This window comes from Pseudomonas thivervalensis (assembly GCF_001269655.1).
Lineage (GTDB): Bacteria > Pseudomonadota > Gammaproteobacteria > Pseudomonadales > Pseudomonadaceae > Aquipseudomonas > Aquipseudomonas thivervalensis.
Map to the genome: position 1 here is coordinate 712,431 of NZ_LHVE01000007.1, position 15,791 is coordinate 728,221.

At 62.5% G+C, this 15,791-nt stretch carries 13 protein-coding genes; 1 reads left to right on the forward strand and 12 read right to left on the reverse strand.

Annotated features, from left to right (window positions below):
• Window positions 1–110: 110 nt before the first annotated feature.
• The 12 genes from AD659_RS10920 to AD659_RS10975 are packed head-to-tail and all read right to left on the reverse strand — an operon-like array spanning window position 111 to window position 13,456.
• The gene (locus AD659_RS10920; protein WP_053121032.1) at window positions 111–1,415 is read right to left on the reverse strand and encodes a lipopolysaccharide biosynthesis protein; all 1,305 of its coding nucleotides are present in this window, start codon (window positions 1,413–1,415) and stop codon (window positions 111–113) included.
• The gene (locus AD659_RS10925) at window positions 1,412–2,416 is read right to left on the reverse strand and encodes a polysaccharide deacetylase family protein (protein ID WP_053121036.1); all 1,005 of its coding nucleotides are present in this window, start codon (window positions 2,414–2,416) and stop codon (window positions 1,412–1,414) included. Before AD659_RS10925 ends, AD659_RS10920 begins: the two co-directional genes overlap by 4 nt.
• A 12-nt stretch (window positions 2,417–2,428) precedes the next feature.
• The gene (locus AD659_RS10930) at window positions 2,429–3,565 is read right to left on the reverse strand and encodes a glycosyltransferase family 2 protein (RefSeq protein WP_053121038.1); all 1,137 of its coding nucleotides are present in this window, start codon (window positions 3,563–3,565) and stop codon (window positions 2,429–2,431) included.
• Entirely contained in the window at window positions 3,558–4,517 is a 960-nt protein-coding gene (locus tag AD659_RS10935) for a glycosyltransferase (RefSeq protein WP_053121040.1), read from the reverse strand. The genes AD659_RS10930 and AD659_RS10935 overlap by 8 nt, the downstream gene beginning before the upstream one ends.
• The gene (locus tag AD659_RS10940) at window positions 4,514–5,884 is read right to left on the reverse strand and encodes an O-antigen ligase family protein (protein WP_053121042.1); all 1,371 of its coding nucleotides are present in this window, start codon (window positions 5,882–5,884) and stop codon (window positions 4,514–4,516) included. Before AD659_RS10940 ends, AD659_RS10935 begins: the two co-directional genes overlap by 4 nt.
• Window positions 5,881–6,984 (reverse strand): glycosyltransferase family 4 protein, encoded by a 1,104-nt coding sequence (locus AD659_RS10945; protein ID WP_053121043.1) that lies wholly within the window; start codon window positions 6,982–6,984, stop codon window positions 5,881–5,883. The genes AD659_RS10940 and AD659_RS10945 overlap by 4 nt, the downstream gene beginning before the upstream one ends.
• On the reverse strand, window positions 6,981–8,573 hold the full coding sequence (locus AD659_RS10950) for a GumC family protein (protein ID WP_053121044.1): 1,593 nt from the start codon (window positions 8,571–8,573) through the stop codon (window positions 6,981–6,983). The genes AD659_RS10945 and AD659_RS10950 overlap by 4 nt, the downstream gene beginning before the upstream one ends.
• A 2-nt stretch (window positions 8,574–8,575) precedes the next feature.
• Window positions 8,576–9,631, reverse strand: coding sequence for a polysaccharide biosynthesis/export family protein (locus AD659_RS10955; protein ID WP_053121045.1), 1,056 nt, complete (start codon window positions 9,629–9,631; stop codon window positions 8,576–8,578).
• Between the two features lie 20 nt (window positions 9,632–9,651).
• On the reverse strand, window positions 9,652–10,296 hold the full coding sequence (locus AD659_RS10960; protein WP_053121046.1) for a CpsD/CapB family tyrosine-protein kinase: 645 nt from the start codon (window positions 10,294–10,296) through the stop codon (window positions 9,652–9,654).
• Window positions 10,297–11,043 carry a sugar transferase gene (locus tag AD659_RS10965; protein WP_053121047.1) on the reverse strand — a complete coding sequence of 249 codons (747 nt, stop codon included), beginning with the start codon at window positions 11,041–11,043 and terminating at the stop codon, window positions 10,297–10,299. It lies immediately after the preceding gene.
• A complete protein-coding gene (locus tag AD659_RS10970) occupies window positions 11,040–12,095 on the reverse strand; it encodes an NAD-dependent epimerase (protein ID WP_053121049.1) in 1,056 nt (351 codons plus the stop codon). The genes AD659_RS10965 and AD659_RS10970 overlap by 4 nt, the downstream gene beginning before the upstream one ends.
• Window positions 12,092–13,456 carry a UDP-glucose dehydrogenase family protein gene (locus AD659_RS10975; RefSeq protein ID WP_053121051.1) on the reverse strand — a complete coding sequence of 455 codons (1,365 nt, stop codon included), beginning with the start codon at window positions 13,454–13,456 and terminating at the stop codon, window positions 12,092–12,094. The genes AD659_RS10970 and AD659_RS10975 overlap by 4 nt, the downstream gene beginning before the upstream one ends.
• Before the next feature lie 375 nt (window positions 13,457–13,831).
• Between AD659_RS10975 and AD659_RS10980 the strand changes: the two genes are divergently transcribed.
• Window positions 13,832–15,529, forward strand: a complete 1,698-nt coding sequence (locus AD659_RS10980) for a sulfatase-like hydrolase/transferase (RefSeq protein ID WP_053121053.1) — start codon at window positions 13,832–13,834, stop codon at window positions 15,527–15,529.
• Window positions 15,530–15,791 lie beyond the last annotated feature (262 nt).

Consider the following 15,791-nt stretch of genomic DNA (forward strand, 5'->3'; position numbering starts at 1 on the left):
GGACGGCACATCCACTATGGATGCAAGCTCACTCACCGCACCCACAAGGACACCACCGCACCCTGTGGGAGCGAGCTTGCTCGCGATGACGGTCTGGCGGATAACCGCGCTCATGCTGATTTCCCCAACAGCATCTGGCGCATCGGCAGCAAGTCGCTGGGCAGGATGATCAGTGTCTGCCACAGCGCCACGCCGCTGAGGCGACAGTACATTGCCAGCAGCGCCAGGGTCACGCCCAGGTAGGCGATCGAAGACGCGGCGGCGGCTCCGACGATGCCGTAGCGGGGAATCAGGATCAGGTTCAGCGCCAGGTTCAGCAGCGCGCCCGCGCCCATCAGCAGCGACACCGTGCCGGGTCGGTCCTTGCCCAGCAGATCCAGGCGCAGGATGCTCGCGTAGCACAGCCCGAACAACCCCGGCAGCAATGCCAGCAAGGCGGGATACGCTGGCTGGTAAGCGACTCCGAACAAGGTGACGATCAGCCATTGGCCAATCAGCGCCATGCTCAGGCAAGCGCCGAGCATCACCGTGGCAGTCAGGCGTAGGGCCAGGGGCGTCAGGCGCTGCATATCGCGGTCTTGTTGCAGCAGGCGCTTCATCAGCGGCGTGGTGACTGCTTCCGGCACGATCAGCAGCAGTTCGGCAGCGGCGCTGGCCATGGCGTAGTGACCCAGGGCCGTGCTGCCCAGCAGGGCACCGATGAACAGAAAGTCCGAGCGCAGCAGCACTTGCTGGAACAGCAGGTCGGGATGGCTGCGGGCACCGTAGCGCAACAGTTCGTTCTGGCGGGTGCGATCCCAGCGCAGGGTGACCACATGATCGCGGCGCAACCACACCCAACCGGCCAGCACGACCAGGCTCAGGCCAGCCAGCCAACTGATCAGTGCCGCTTCCAGCGCCGTGTCTTGCCACATCCAGAACAACGCAACAAATAGCAGCAGGGGCGCCAGGGATTCCAGCAGGCGCAAGGCATTGAACGCACCCACGCCACCGGAGGCGTTGTGCAGCGTCAGCAAGCCACTCTTGAGCACCGTCAACGGCACGGCCAGTAACAGCAGCCAGGCGAGCAATCCCAATTGCGTAGTGATGTCCAGTTCGCCACCGAACTCGCGCACCAGCGTCACCACCAGCAAGGTCAGCAACCCGGCCAGCAGGCAACCGAAAACCAGCACCTGGCTGAGCAACAGCCCCATCGAGCGCTGCTGCGCCGCCTGGTAACCCACGGCAGAGTTCAAGCCGCCACTGGTGGCGGCGCTGATCAAGTCCGGCAAGGTGCTGAGCAAGGCAAACAGCCCGCGCTCGCTGGGCCCGAGAATCCGTGCCAGCAGCACATTGCGCAGCAGTCGCAGGCCGATCATCGCCAGACGCGTGCCCATGCTCAGCGCCAAGTGCTTGAGGTAATGAGCGCGGCTCATGGGTGTGCCCCTCGGCGAATCCGCCAGGCCAGTAGCTCAGGGTGATGAGCATTGCGCTGGCTGACACCGAAGCGCGGCAGGTTCAGGGGATCGCCATCGTTGCGATACAACCCGGCCTCGGTGCCCAGGGCGAAGGCAAAACCGTGGGCGGCCACCTGTTGGCGCACGCGGGCGTCGTTATCACCATTGGGATAGCAATACACCGGCAAGGGTTGGGCGCAGCCATTTTCCAGGGCTGTCCAACTGCGGGTCAGTTCTTCATGCAGGCGCTGGTCGTCCAGCCCGGTCAGGATCGCGTGGCTGGCACCATGGGGGCCGAAGCGGATCAGGCCGGAATCTTCGAGCATGCGCACCTGGGGCCAATCCAGGGCCTGGGGTTGGGAACCCTGCGGGCAGGCTTCGGTGAGGTCGCTCAAGGTGCGTGGATCGAGGCTCTTGAGGCTTTGCAGATAGTGCAACAGCGCCAGGCTGCGGCGCTCGTCGTCGATGTCATCGAGCAGTACCGGCAACGGCCGGCCGGCGTGCTGCAAGTGCTCGATCAATGAGTGCCGGGCGACCTGCCCATGGCTGCCCCACAAGGTCTCGCCGATGCTTTCCCACCAGAAGTGCTGGCGACTGCCGATGAAGTCGGTGGAGAGGAAAATACTCGCCGGCACCTGGTATTGGCGCAGCAACGGGAAGGCATTCATGGCGTTGTCGCGCCAGCCATCATCGAAGGTCAGGGCCACCCGCGGACGGTTGGGGACGCTTTCAGGGTCGGCCAGCAAAAGGGTCATCAGCGGCACGCATTCGAAATACCGTTGCAACCAGATCAGCAGATGTTCAAACGCCTCGGGCCCCACGCACAGCTCATTGCGATGGGGCAATTCGGCGGCGCGATCATTGCTCAGCACACGATGCAGCATCAGGATCACGCCGGCGCCACGCAGTGGGTGGCGGCCCAGGGACGTGTTCAGGTACAGCCAGCCGCCGGTGCGCTTGAAGACGTGTTTGATCGACATCGGCCGTTCTCCTTAGCGATTCTGCTCGGGGTTCCATTGGCTGTAGCGATGACCCCGCAGGAACTGCCAGAGCCCGATGCTCATGCCCGCCAGCGTCACCAGCACAAACGCGGCCAGGCGAAAGGGCCGGGGCAGACGGTGGCGGGCGTCCATCAAGCCGATCAGTGCCATGGCGTAGCCGAGCAACTGCGCCACCAGGCTCAGGCGATAGAACGGATGGTCGTTCCACAGCCAGGCATTGCTCAGCAACAGCGGCAGCAGCAACACCGGCGCCAGGCGGCGGATCAATTTGTGACTGATCAACCCAATGGCATAGAGCCCATGACGCAGCGGATTGAGCAGTTCCCGGCGTTGGGCCAGGCTTTGCAACCCACCGACGGTGACCCGCTGACGTCGGCGAAACTGCTTGTCGGCTTCGTCCACGCCCTGGTCGGTCACCCGCGCCCTTGGCACGTAGACGATGGACTTGCCAGCGGCCGGCGCGCAGGTGCTGAGGAAAAAGTCATCGTTGACCTGGGCCGGAATCGGCTGGAACAAAGCCCTGCGCAAGGCCAGCAGGGCGCCGTCGGCCGAGACCATGCAACCGGTGCGGTTCTCTACCCGCCGCAACCAGCCTTCGTAATGGCGATACAGGCTGTCGCCCAGGCTCAGCCCCTTGCCTGGCACCGGGATCTCCATATGCCCTGCACAGGCGCCGACTTCCGGGTCGCCCAACGGCGAGAGCAGATGGCCGAGGGTATCGACGGCCCATTGGTTGTCGGCGTCGGTGAATACCAGGATCTCGCCGCGGCTATGGGCCACAGCGGTATTGAGGGCGGCGGCCTTGCCTTGGCGCGGCAAGTCGAGCACGGTGATGCGCGGGTCGATCACCTGGCGTGCGCAGGCCACCGTGTCGTCGGTGGAACCATCGCTGGCGAGGATGATTTGCAGCGAATGGGCCCGATAGTCCTGGGTCAGCAAGGTGCGCAGCTTTTCTTCGATATGCCGGGCCTCGTTGTGGGCGGCAATGACGATGCTCACGTCCATCGGCAAGGCCTTGCCGTAACGCCGCAACGGAAACAGCGGCACCAGCAGGCTCAGTATCAAGGGGTAACCGAGGTAGGCGTACACCGGCAGCAACAGGCAGGACCAATAAATGAATTCAGCCACGGGCAGGTCTCCTGACGTTCCAATGACATAGATTGAGTAGCAACGCGGCGCCGGTCAGGTGCAGGCGCACCCCATGCAAGGCCCACAATTGCACGGTCAGGCGCGGGTCGCGCCGGCTCTGGCGCAGGCTCAGAATCAAGGGTGGCAGTGCCGTGCCCAGCAACAGCATCAGCGCCAGGTGCAACTGCCCCTGGAACAATGCGAGCAAAGCCAACAGGTCCAAGCCCCAGGCACCCATGGACAGCGCTGGAAAGCGCAGCAGGCGCAGGCTCGGGCCATGGCTGCGGAGCAATTGCAGATGGCTGCCCTGGCGCCACAGTTCCTTGCGCATCCACTCGCGCCAACTGCCTTCGTAGCCCCAGTGCAGGGCCACGCTTTCGTTGACCAGCAGCAATTGCGCGTCGGCCTGGCGCAGGCGCAGGGAGAAATCCTTGTCTTCGCCGGTGCGCAGGGTTTCGTCGAAGCCGCCGACCTGTTCGAACCAGCGGCGACGCATCAACAGGTTGGCGCTGGGCAGCCACTGCACCCGATGCAGGAGGCGTGAGGCCGGGCGTTGACTGCGGCGCTGCCAGGCTTCGGCGAACCACGGTGCCTGCCGGGGCGTGTCGAGGTCCAGGCCGAGTACGTCGCCCTGGTGGCCTTCAAGTTCCAGCAACAGCTTGAACCCGTCAGCCGGCATTTCGATGTCGGCATCGATGAATGCCAGCCAGTCTCCATGGGCGGCGGCGGCACCGCGGTTGCGCAAGGCGCCGATGTGCACGCCTGGGACCATCAGCACCCGCGCGCCCAGCTCGTTGGCGATGCGCGGGCCATGGTCGTCGGAGCCGTTGTCCACCACGATCAACTCGCATGCCAGGCCGGCCTGACGGGCCGCTTCCCGAGCTGCCTGCAGGGTCCGGCCGATGTGCCGGGCCTCGTTGTACATCGGGATGACGACGCTGACGCAACTCATGGCCGGGCCTCCTGTTGCGCGGCCTGTTCGGCGTCGTAGCGCAACACACTGGTGAGGGCCAGCATGATCCACAGCAACTTGTGGTTCGGCGCACTGAGGAACATCAAGAACAACGCCAGCGAGAGAAAACTCATGCCCAGGTGCGTGAGCAGGTCCGCCTGCGCCCAGTCGCGGCGCTGCAACCAGAGCCGACGGGCGTGCAGCAGGTTGTACAGGCCAAGGCCGATCATGCCGACGAACATCAGCCCACCCGGCACGCCGATTTCGCTGAAGATTTCCAGGTAGGTGTTATGGGCCCGGCGATACAGGTCGCTTAGTTTGCGGTTGGCCGAGAACGCCTTGGCATAGCCAGTGGGCGCGTAGTGCAGGGGAAAGGTCCCGGGCCCTGAACCGAGTATCGGGTTCTCGCGGATCATCTGGCTGCCGACCAGAATGTACGAGGCGCGGCGGCCCAGGGATTCATCCTTGTGAGCGTTGACGCCAGCGCTGAGGATGCTCAACGACTGGATGCGCGCGACGTAGCCGGCCGGCATCACTGCGATCGCCAGGGGCAGGATGAGTGCCAGGCCAAGCATGGCGAAGCCCAGGTGCCGTGGGCGGATGCGCGGCAGTTGCGCGCGGTAGTGATACAAGCCGATCACCAGGCTGAGCATCAGCACCACCAGCCCCGAGCGCGATTCGGTCTTGGTCATGCCGCCCAGCAGCAGGACGAAACAGCCGCCCCAGAACAACCGGTGCAGCACGCTCGGGCCACGCACCACCAACAGTAACGCCAGCGGCACGGTGAAAGCGATCAGCAGGGCAAAGACGTTCGGGTCTTCCAGCAGGCCGGACGCGCGTCCCTGGTCCTGGTACTTGGCCGAAAACATCGCCAGCACGCAGGTGGTGGTGACGCTCAAGGTCATCAGGCGACAGAACAGGTCAAGGTTCAGTTCGCGACCGATCAGCAAAGTGATCACGAAGAGAATCAGCCCCACCGCCAGTTCGCGAAAATGGGTCATGGACAGGTTCATGTTTTCGGACAGCAGCAGGCTCAGGCCATACAGCAGCATGAAACCGATCAGCGGCCGCCAGATATTGCTGCGCAGGCGCGCTCCGGGAATCTGGTGCAAGGCCAGTTGCAACATCAGGATCAGGATCAGCGCCAGGCCAAAGAACTTGCTGCCGGAAAACGCGTTCTCCTTGAACAGGCCTTCGAACGGCACCAGTGCGGCGATGCCCAGCAAGCCCCACATGGGCTTGCGGTACAGCACGGCGACGCCGACCAGGCCGAACACCGCGCCCGGCGCCAAAAACGGATAAGGGCTGGCCAGCAACGCCAGGCACACCAGGCCCAGCAGACTGACGATCGAGAGCGGGACAATCATGAGCGAGCCTCCCGTGCCGTGCGGATGTAAAGCTGCGACCAGCGTTCGGCCAGCGTGCGCAGGTCGTAGCGGTCCTGTTGGGTTCGGCGTGCGTTGTCGGCCAGGATCCGTGCCAGGGGCGGCTCGCTGAACAGCGTTTCGATCTGCGCCGCCAGTTCCGCACTGTCGGTCGGTGTCGCGAGCAGGCCGTTATGCCGGTCCTGCAAGACGTCGGGAATGCCGCCGACGCCGAACGCCACCACCGGCACGCCGGCCTGCATGGCTTCGAGCAGAATCATTGGGGTGCCTTCGGTGCGCGAGCTGATCACCAGGGCGTCGAGGCGGCTCCACCAAGCGTTCATGTCGGTCTGGTAACCGGGCAGTTCGATGCGCGTGGGCAACCCCGCATCGGTGATGCGCTTGAGCAGCGCCTGGCGTTCCGGGCCGTCGCCGAGCATCACCGCGTGCAGCGACGAGTGCCGCTGGCACAGGGGGATCATGGCGTCGAGGAACAGGTCCGGGCCTTTCTCGCTGCTCAAGCGGCCGACGTAGCCGACCCGCCAGCGCTGCCGGTCGGTGCGGTGGGCCAGCGGTGTGCTGGCCGCTGGCAGACCGTTGGGGATCACATCGAGTTTTTCCGCCCGCACGCTGGCCCGGCGGTGCAGCGTGGCGATGCTTTCGGCCACACAGACCACTCGCTTGACCGAAGCAGTACGGCACAGTTGCAGACTCAGCCAGGTGTAGAAACGCTGCTTGGGGCTGCGCGGCGTGAAGCCATGCTGGGTGATCACCAGTGGCAGGCGCAGTAGCGTGGCCGCCGACCAGCCAAACAACAGCCCCTTGAAGTTGTGGGTGTTGATCAGCGGTCGTTCGTCCCTGCGCTCGCGCAGGTGCTGCAACAGCTCGGCCCAACTGGCGCAGTGACGGCAATCGACCCCGGCTTGGCGAAAACGCGTGATCAACGTCGGTGGCGCCGCCAGGAACAGCACCTGGTGCTGTCCGGGCGTTGCCAGGCAATGATCGAGCAGCATCCGCTCGGCCCCATAGAAGCCGCCGCTGTCGAGCAGATGAATGATCGACAGGGGGCTGCTGTGGCGGGTCGGGCCGAACGGCGCGTTCAATTTCTCACCCAATGGACAAGGCTGGGCAGGCTCCAGTTGCGGTGCGGGTTGACCTGGTCGGGGGACTGTTCGTTGATCACCAACAGCACCGGCACATCCAATTGCTGAGTGATTTGCGCTGGGTGCTTGAAGCGATGGTCGAAGAACTCACGCACATAGACCAGGGCGATCGCCAGCAGCAGGCCGCTGAACATGCCGAAGACAATGATCAGCATCGGCTTGGGAAAGGCCGCGGCGGTCGGTTCGAACGGCGGGCTCAGGACTCGGGCGTTGGACAGGTCGTTGTCCAGCGAGCGCGCAGTGCTGGCCTCGGCGAAGCGCTGGGCATAGGTCGAGAACGCCGCATGCAGGGCGTTGATCTCGGTGTCCATCTGCCGCAGCTTGCTTTGGGTTTCCTGCAACTGATGGATGCGCTCCTTGAAGGCGGCGATGCGTTCGACTTTCTGATTGATCACCGAACTGACGACGGCCAGGTCGGTGGTGCGTTCCTGGATCCGGTTGTTGACCACTTTCAAGAACTGCTGGCGCGTGCGGACGATCTGTTCCCGGGCCAGCAACATCGGTTCGCTGCTGGGCTGGAAGATCGCCAGGTCATTCATGTAGCGGCTGACCTGGCTGGTCAATTGCTCACCCAGTTGTTTGATTTCCCGGTCTTCGAAGGCAATGTTGTCCACGGTGGTGGTGAAGGTGAACGGGAAGGTGTAGTCGTTGAACCGCGAGCTGTTCGCCGCCGCCAGGCTGGTCTTGAGATAGTCGAGCCAGCGTTGGCTTTGCAGCAAGCGATCCTGATACAGGTTCAGGGCCTGTTCTTCGGTGTTGATGGCGTTCAGGCGGAAGGTGATTTCTTCCTTGGGGTCGGAAGAACCGATGTTCTCCAGCAGCCCCAGCCGGGTGCCTTCCAGGCCGTCGAGACGAGTCTGGTATTGGGCTTTCTTCTGCTCATAGAAGGTCTGCGGCAGTTCGATCGACTGCAGGTCCTGGCGGCTGCTGAGGTAGTTCTGCAGCAGTTGTGCCACGAACCGGGTGCCTTGGGCCGGGTCACCGAAACTGTAGACGATGGAGATGACGTTGGAGCCGGGCAGGGTCTCGATCTTCAGGTTCTCGATGGCCTCGTCGGTCAGCGTATCGAGCACGGTGTCGCGCACCGGATCGACCTCCAGGCCCAGGCCATCGCGCAACGGGTTGACGACGTACTCGCGCAGGGGCTGGGTGATGTACATCTTGAGCGGTTCGCTCACCCATTTATTCAGAATGCCTGGGCTTGGGGTGTATTCGCCCTGGTCGCGCAGGGTGCTGATGGTCTGCCGGATCAAGGCCGGTGAGCGCAGGATATTGCTCTCGGTTTCCATGTCCGCCAGGGACGGCGGGATGAAGGTGGCGTTTTCCTGGTTCAGAGACGTGGTGGCGTCGCCCTGGGAGAGTTTCTTCGACTGGACGATCACCTGGGCGGTGATGTCGAAGCTCTGCTTGAGCATCAACGGCAGCACCAGAGCGATCAGGGCGAAGATCAGGAAGACGCGCTTCACCCACTGCTTGTTGGCGAAGAAGATCCTGAAGAACTCATGCAGATAATTTTCCTTGGGGTTCATGATCAATTACCTGTTTCAGAGGTGTTGGTGCTGGATCTGCTATTGTCGCCTTTGCTGTCGAGGCGGTAGCCCAGGCTGACTCCGACGCCTTGGAACAACACCACATCGGCCAACTGCCGCGCCATTTCGCCGGCTTTTGCCAAGCCGGTCTTGGGCACGTACAGCATGTCTTCCGGTTGCAGGTAGGCGATCTGCGAGGCGTCACCGCTCAGGGCCTTCTCCACGTCGTAGTGGCGGGCTTCAACCTGATTGCCGTTGCGACGCATGATCACCACCGAGTCGAGCCTTGCCTTGACGTTCGTGCCACGGGCCAAGGTCAGGGCTTCGAGGACCGAGATCGGCCGGCGGATCGGGTAGGAACCGGGCTGGGCCACCTCGCCGAGGACATAGATCTCGTTGCCGGCGGTGGACTTGAGCAGTACGTCGACGGTCATGTGGCCTGGCAACTGCGCGTAGCGCTCGTTGAGGAAGGTTTCCAGTTGGGTGACGGTCATGCCTTGCAACGGCACCGAGCCGATTTCCGGAAAGCTGGCGTAGCCATCCCGGCCCACGATGATTTCCCGGCTCATGCCCGTGGCCGGGTGGGTCAGAGTGTTGCGCAAGTTCGTCTCACCGGACAGCGGGCTGGTCACCAATACGGTCAATTGGTTGCGGTTGGGTTGGAACAGCATTTTCTGGTTGTAGGCACGCTGCACCTCCAGGCGGGCCTCGTCGGTGGTCAGGCCGGCGACTTTCACCGAGGTGTTGGCGCCCGGCAGTTCGATACTGCCGTCGGGCATCACCTGTTGCGTGCCGTTGAGCTGGCTGGCGGCGGTGAAGTTCAGGGCAACCTGGTCGCCAGGTTGCACTCGATAAGCCTGGGAAGAGGTGGTGCCGATGTGGAAAATCACATCCAGCACATCCTGGGGCCGCAGGGTCTGTTCGACCTTGGGCATGTCGGTGGCTTGGGCGTTGGCCGGCGCGGCCGTGAGGATCTGCACCGGCATCGAGCGGGTATCGCTGGTGCTGGAGCAACCGGCAAGCGGCAGCAACAGCAAGACAAGCATTCTGGCGTTCATCTCGTCATCCTTTTGCAGGCTTACAGGTTGTTGTAGAGCCACTTGGGCATGTAGTACTTGCGGCGGTTGAACACGCTGCCGACCACTTTCGCACCGGCCTGGGACAAGCGCTGGCGGGCGGCCTGGGCCACTTCCCAGCGGGTGTCCTCGCCGCGCACCACCAGCACCACGCCATCCACCTGGGTGCTGAGTACCAGGGTGTCGCTGGCCGAATACACCGCGTCGGCGTCGATCACCACAAAGCGGTACTGCGCCGCCAGTTGCCTGAACAGCGGGCGCAATCGCTCGGGACTCAGGTGTTCGGCATTGCGGCCGAGGCGACCGTGGGGCAGCACGTCGAACGGCAGGCTGGACGCCTGCACCACGCAATCCTGCAGCAGCGGCGGGGCGAGGCTGTTGAACAGCAGATCGGTGAAACCGCGCTCTTTTTGCAGCGACAGTTGCTGGCTGAGGTTGCGCGGTGACTGGCTGGCATCCACCAGCAGGACGCGACCGTTGCTCATCTGCGCAAGCTGAGCGGCCAGCGCCATGGCGCTGGTGCTGGTGCCTGTGCCGGTGTTGGCGGACGTCAAGAGCAGGATCCGCAGGGAAGGGTCGAGCACGGTCGAGGTCAGGTTCGTCTCGCTCGGGCTTGCTATGGTCAGGATATTCGTTGAACCGTCCATTTAACTCGCTCCGTGGCCGCTGAAAACTTTGAAGGGGGTAAGCATCAGGATCTTCAAATCCAGCCACAGGCTCTGTTCAGCGATATAGCTGAGGTCCAATTCCACGCGCTGGTCGAAGTCGATATTGCTGCGCCCGGAGATCTGCCACAGGCCAGTCATGCCGGGGTAGATGCTCAGGCGCACAAGATGGTTGTCCTTGTAGCGATAGGCGTTGAACGAGGTCGGCCGCGGGCCCACCAGGCGCATGTCGCCGGTCACTACGTTGATCAGGTTCGGCAGTTCGTCGAGGCTGCTGCGACGCAGGAACCGGCCGATGGGCGTGATGCGCGGGTCGTTGTCGATCTTGAAATCGATGGCATCGACGCCGTGTTTGTTGAGGTGGCGCAGCGACTCCTTGAGGGCTTCGGCGTCGGCGACCATGGTGCGGAATTTGTACATGCCGAAGACCCGGCCGCGATACCCGGTGCGCTTTTGTACGAACAGCACAGGACCGGGGCTGGAAAATTTCACCAGCAATGCCAGGCCCAGCAGTAGCGGGCAGAGCATCAATAGGATCGCCAGTGCGCCGAGGCAGGCCACGACGCGGTTGGTGCGCGAGACTGTCCAGGGCCGGCCGCCGTCGCGACCGGTCAACCAACCACGGCCCTGGCGGTGGATGGCCGCGTCCAGGCGCCTGCGGTGGTCAGGATCGACACGTTTGTCGCGTCCCGGGGCGTTGATCTCGATGACTTGTTCATGTCGGGTCATAGACTCCTCCGCTGAGGTTGGGCCGCGAGCGGCGCGTGGGCAGGCAGTGGGTAGTAATCGAGGAACCACTGGATGAAGCGGCCCAGGCCGTCGTCCAGTGCGATGCATGGCCGGAAACCGGTGGCCCTTGCCAGGTCGCTGGCGTCGGCGCAGGTGTTGAGCACATCCCCCGCTTGCAGGGGCAGCAACTCGATACGGGCGGTGCGTCCCAGGTGCTTTTCCAGCAGCGCGACATAGGTGCGCAGGGCCACCGGGTGCTGGCCGCCGATGTTGTAGATCCGCCAGGGCGCGCGGCTGGTAGCCGGGTCCGGTGGTTCGTGATTCAGCAAGGGCGTGACCTGGGGCGCACGGTCGATCAGGCGGGCGATGCTTTCGACGATGTCGTCGATGTAGGTGAAATCCCGTTGGTGCTCGCCGTGGTTGAACAGTTGCAGCACACGGTCTTCGGCGATGGCGCGGGCAAACTGGATCGGCGACATGTCTGGCCGCCCCCACGGGCCATACACCGTAAAAAAGCGCAGGCCGGAGCAAGGAATGCCGAACAGGTGGCTGTAGCTGTGGGCCATCAGTTCGTTGGCTTTTTTACTGGCCGCATACAGCGATAGCGGATGATCGACATTGTCCTGAACCGAATACGGTATGCGCGCGTTGGCGCCGTATACGGAGCTTGAGGAGGCGTAGATCAGGTGCTTGACCGGGTACCGACGGCAGTTTTCCAGAATGTTCAGGAACCCGGTGATGTTGCTGTCGACATAGGCCTGCGGGTTCTCCAGGGAATAGCGCACGCCGGCCTGGGCCGCGAGGTGAATCACCACGTCCGGGCGCCGGGTTTGGAACAGTTCATCGATGGCCGGGGCGTCGGCCAGGTCGAGCCGCGCCAGGGGGAACGCGCCGGCCTGGTCGTGCACCCAGGCCACGCGGTCGTGCTTGAGCTGCGGGTCGTAATAGTCATTGAAATTGTCCAGCCCGCACACCCGATGGCCGTCGCGCAGCAAGCGCAGCACGAGATGGGCGCCAATGAAACCGGCTGCGCCGGTGACCAGGATGTTCACGCTTGCGGCCCTGGTGCCGGGGTGCCAGGCACTGTATGGCGCAGGCCGATACCGCGATACAACAGCCCGGCGGCGGCCAGGTGTTCGGGGTTGTACAGGTTGCGACCGTCGATGATGACTCGGGCGCGCAACTTGCTGGCCAGCAGGTCGAAATCCACCACGCGAAAGTTCTTCCACTCGGTGCAGATCACCAGGGCGTCGGCGTCTTCCAGAGTGTCATCGCGGGTGGCGCAGAGGTTCAGGTCCTTGCGATAGCCGTAGAGGCGACGGCATTCGGACATGGCTTCCGGGTCATAGGCCTGGACCCGTGCGCCTTCGCGCCACAGCGCTTCCATCAGGTAGCGGCTGGGGGCTTCGCGCATGTCATCGGTGTTGGGCTTGAACGCCAGGCCCCAGATGGCAATCGACTTGCCGGCCAGGCCCTCCTGGAATTGCTTCGTCAGTTTCTCGAAGAGGATGTGCCGCTGGCTGTCGTTGATGTCGGTGACGCTGCGCAGGAGGCGCATCGGCATGCCGCTTTGTTCGGCGGTGTGCAGCAGGGCCCGCAGGTCCTTGGGAAAGCACGAACCGCCGAAACCGCAGCCGGGGTAGATGAAGTGATAACCGATGCGCGGGTCCGAGCCAATGCCTTTGCGCACCGCTTCGATGTCGGCGCCCAACCGTTCGGTGAGATTGGCCAGTTCGTTCATGAAACTGATGCGGGTGGCGAGCATGGCGTTGGCGGCGTACTTGGTCAGTTCGGCGCTGCGGTTGTCCATGAACATCAGTTTTTCGTGGTTGCGGCAGAAGGGCGCGTAGAGCTCCGTCATCTGGTCGCGGGCCACCGGATCGGCGGTGCCGACGATGATCCGGTCCGGTCGCATGCAGTCGGCCAGGGCGCTGCCTTCCTTGAGAAACTCGGGATTGGACACCACGCGTACGTTCAGCTGTTTCAGGCCGCGCCGGGCCAGCGTCTGGCGGGCGCATTCAGCCACCTTGTCGGCGGTGCCCACCGGTACCGTGGACTTGATGACCAGGGTGCGGTCGCTGTCCATGAAGTCGGCGATCTGCCGGGTGACGGCCAGCACATGGCTCAGGTCGGCCGAGCCGTCTTCATCGGCGGGGGTGCCGACGGCGATGAAGATCAGCTCGCCATGATTGACCGCGTCGCTGGCCTGGGAGCTGAACGACAGGCGTCCGGCCTTGATGTTGTCTTCGAGCAGATTGGACAGTCCTGGCTCGCTGATGGTCGGCACGGCCTGCTGCAGTTGCCGGATTTTGTTCGGGTCGATGTCGATGCACAAAACGCGATGTCCGACGTCAGCCATTGCGGCCGCCTGGATCAGCCCGACATACCCCGTACCAAATACGCTCACGTCCATTTTTGGCGCGCCTCGCAAACCGAATGATGTAACTCGGATGAAACTGTTTAGAGGGGTATAGCGCAGCTTCAGAAAAGCGTGTCAGCAAAATGACAGTTGTCAGTGTTGGCAATTCATGTGAAATCGGGCCTTCTGATATCAAGTCATTGACTGTTCTAGCAAAGTGGCTGTTTTGTTGGGGATTGGCGGCATTTAACAAAGCGATAAACGGTCGTTATCCATAGATTTTTATATTTTGTTACCTGTTTTCGTGTCGTTTTTGGGGTAACTTTTTTTTGACGCATGGTTGAGGAAGGTGTTGCTTGCGCTTTGGAAACCGGCTGCTAACGTGCAGGAACGAAGCGCTTTCGACACCGCGATCCGCTCGAGGAAAACATGGCCCGCTACCTCAAGGAATTGCTGCTGTTTCTGTACCTGCTAAGGGGGTATGACTCTTACCTCGACCGTCTCGATGCGTTGGGCCTGGGCTTGGCGACGTTGCTGTTCGGCGTGATGTTTGTGCTGTTGGTGGTGGCGCTGTGGATGAGCGCCTACATACACCAGACGTTGGTGAGGCATGTGTTTGCCTTGGCGTTGTTCGTTTCAGCGGTGTTTTTCGAGGTGTATACCCGGGTTACGGACAGCTACCTGACCTACAGCCAATTCGTTTCGCTGGTGTACTCGGGAGGGTTCATCCAGGAGGCGGCCTATCAGTACCGCGAGGTGATCATCAGCGCGGTGACTGGTGGTTTGTTGCTGTTGTTCGGCGTCGCCCTCAAACCTCGGCGGACGATTCGATTGCCTGCTTATCTGCCGATCGCGGCGCCGGTGCTGGGCGTGTTGTTGCTCAGTGGTGTGTTGTTCGTGCGGGCGGGCGAGGGCGCGCGCGGCCTGCCGGTAATGTATACGCCGTTGGCCTATTTGAACCTCTTTGCCTACGAGTCCTTGCACGACACCGTTGGCCCCAGGGAGCCAGTCACCTTGCCGCGGCGATTGTCTGCGATCGAGGGTGATATTGTGTTGATTATCGACGAAAGCATCGGCGGTAATTACTTGGATATCAACACGCCGTTCGGCGTGCGCACGGGGCTGAAGACGCCGCCCGAAGGCGTGGATATCTTCAATTTCGGTTATGCGGCGTCTATCGCCAATTGCAGTGCCGACACCAATGTCACCCTGCGCTACGGTGGCACGCGCACCGACTACATGCGCATCAACAGCACCCGGCCGTCGATCTGGCAGTACGCCAAGAAGGCCGGCTTGCGTACCGTCTACATCGATGCCCAGCGCACCGGCGGCAACCTGCAGAACCTGATGACCCCGTTGGAAAAGCAGGACATCGATGAATTCGTCCAATTCGACCAGACCAGCGTGCGTGAGCGCGACATGGCGGCGGCGACGAAGTTGATTGAACTGCTGGGCGATCACCAGGCTGAATTGGTGGTGATCAATAAGGTGGGTGCGCATTTCCCGGTACACGACAAATACCCCGACGACTTCATGAGCTACCGCCCGGCGTTGCCGCGAGGGCAGTTTCAGGAAGTGGCCGATACCGGCCGCCGCGACGGCTTCAATGGGCAGAAAGATGACTGGTTGCTCTACCGAAACGCGTACCAGAACACCTTGCTGTGGAACGTCGGCGAGTTCTTCACGCGAATCTTCCAGCAGGCTGATTTGAGCAGTGCTGTATTGATCTACACCTCCGACCATGGCCAGGACCTGCACGAGCGTGGCAATCCCGGGCTCAACACTCATTGCGGCGGCGACCCGGTGGCCGAAGAGGGGGTGGTGCCGTTGGTAGTGATCCAGGGCAGCCGATTGCATGCGCTTGATTGGCGTAGTGCCTGGGCGCGGAACAAGGATCGTTCGAGTCACTACAACATCTTTCCGACGCTGTTGCAGCTGATGGGGTATGACCCGGTTGGGGTTGAATCGGTTTATGGCAGGTCGTTGAGCCAGCCGACGGATGATGATTTCACCTTCAACTATCGCTTCAATGCGCGGCTGGGGGCGAAGCCGGCTTGGAAGCATATTGACCTGGACCATATCGTGACGCCGCCTGCTGGCCAGGTTGAGATGGCGGTGGGGCATTGACAGGCGCTGAGTTCGTTGTGGGAGTGGGCTTGCTCGCGATGTCGGAGGGTCAGTTTGCGGTGATGTTGGATACCCACAAGTTTTTTGGGTACTGCACGACCCTGTGGCGAGGGAGCTTGCTCCCGCTGGGTCGCGCAGCGGCCCCAAAAAAAAGCGATGAGCGCTGCGCACTCAAGCGGGAGCAAGCTCCCTCGCCACAAAAGCTACCCAGCCATCGCGCCACAGATTGACCAACGGTAAACCCTGTGGGAGCGAGCCTGCT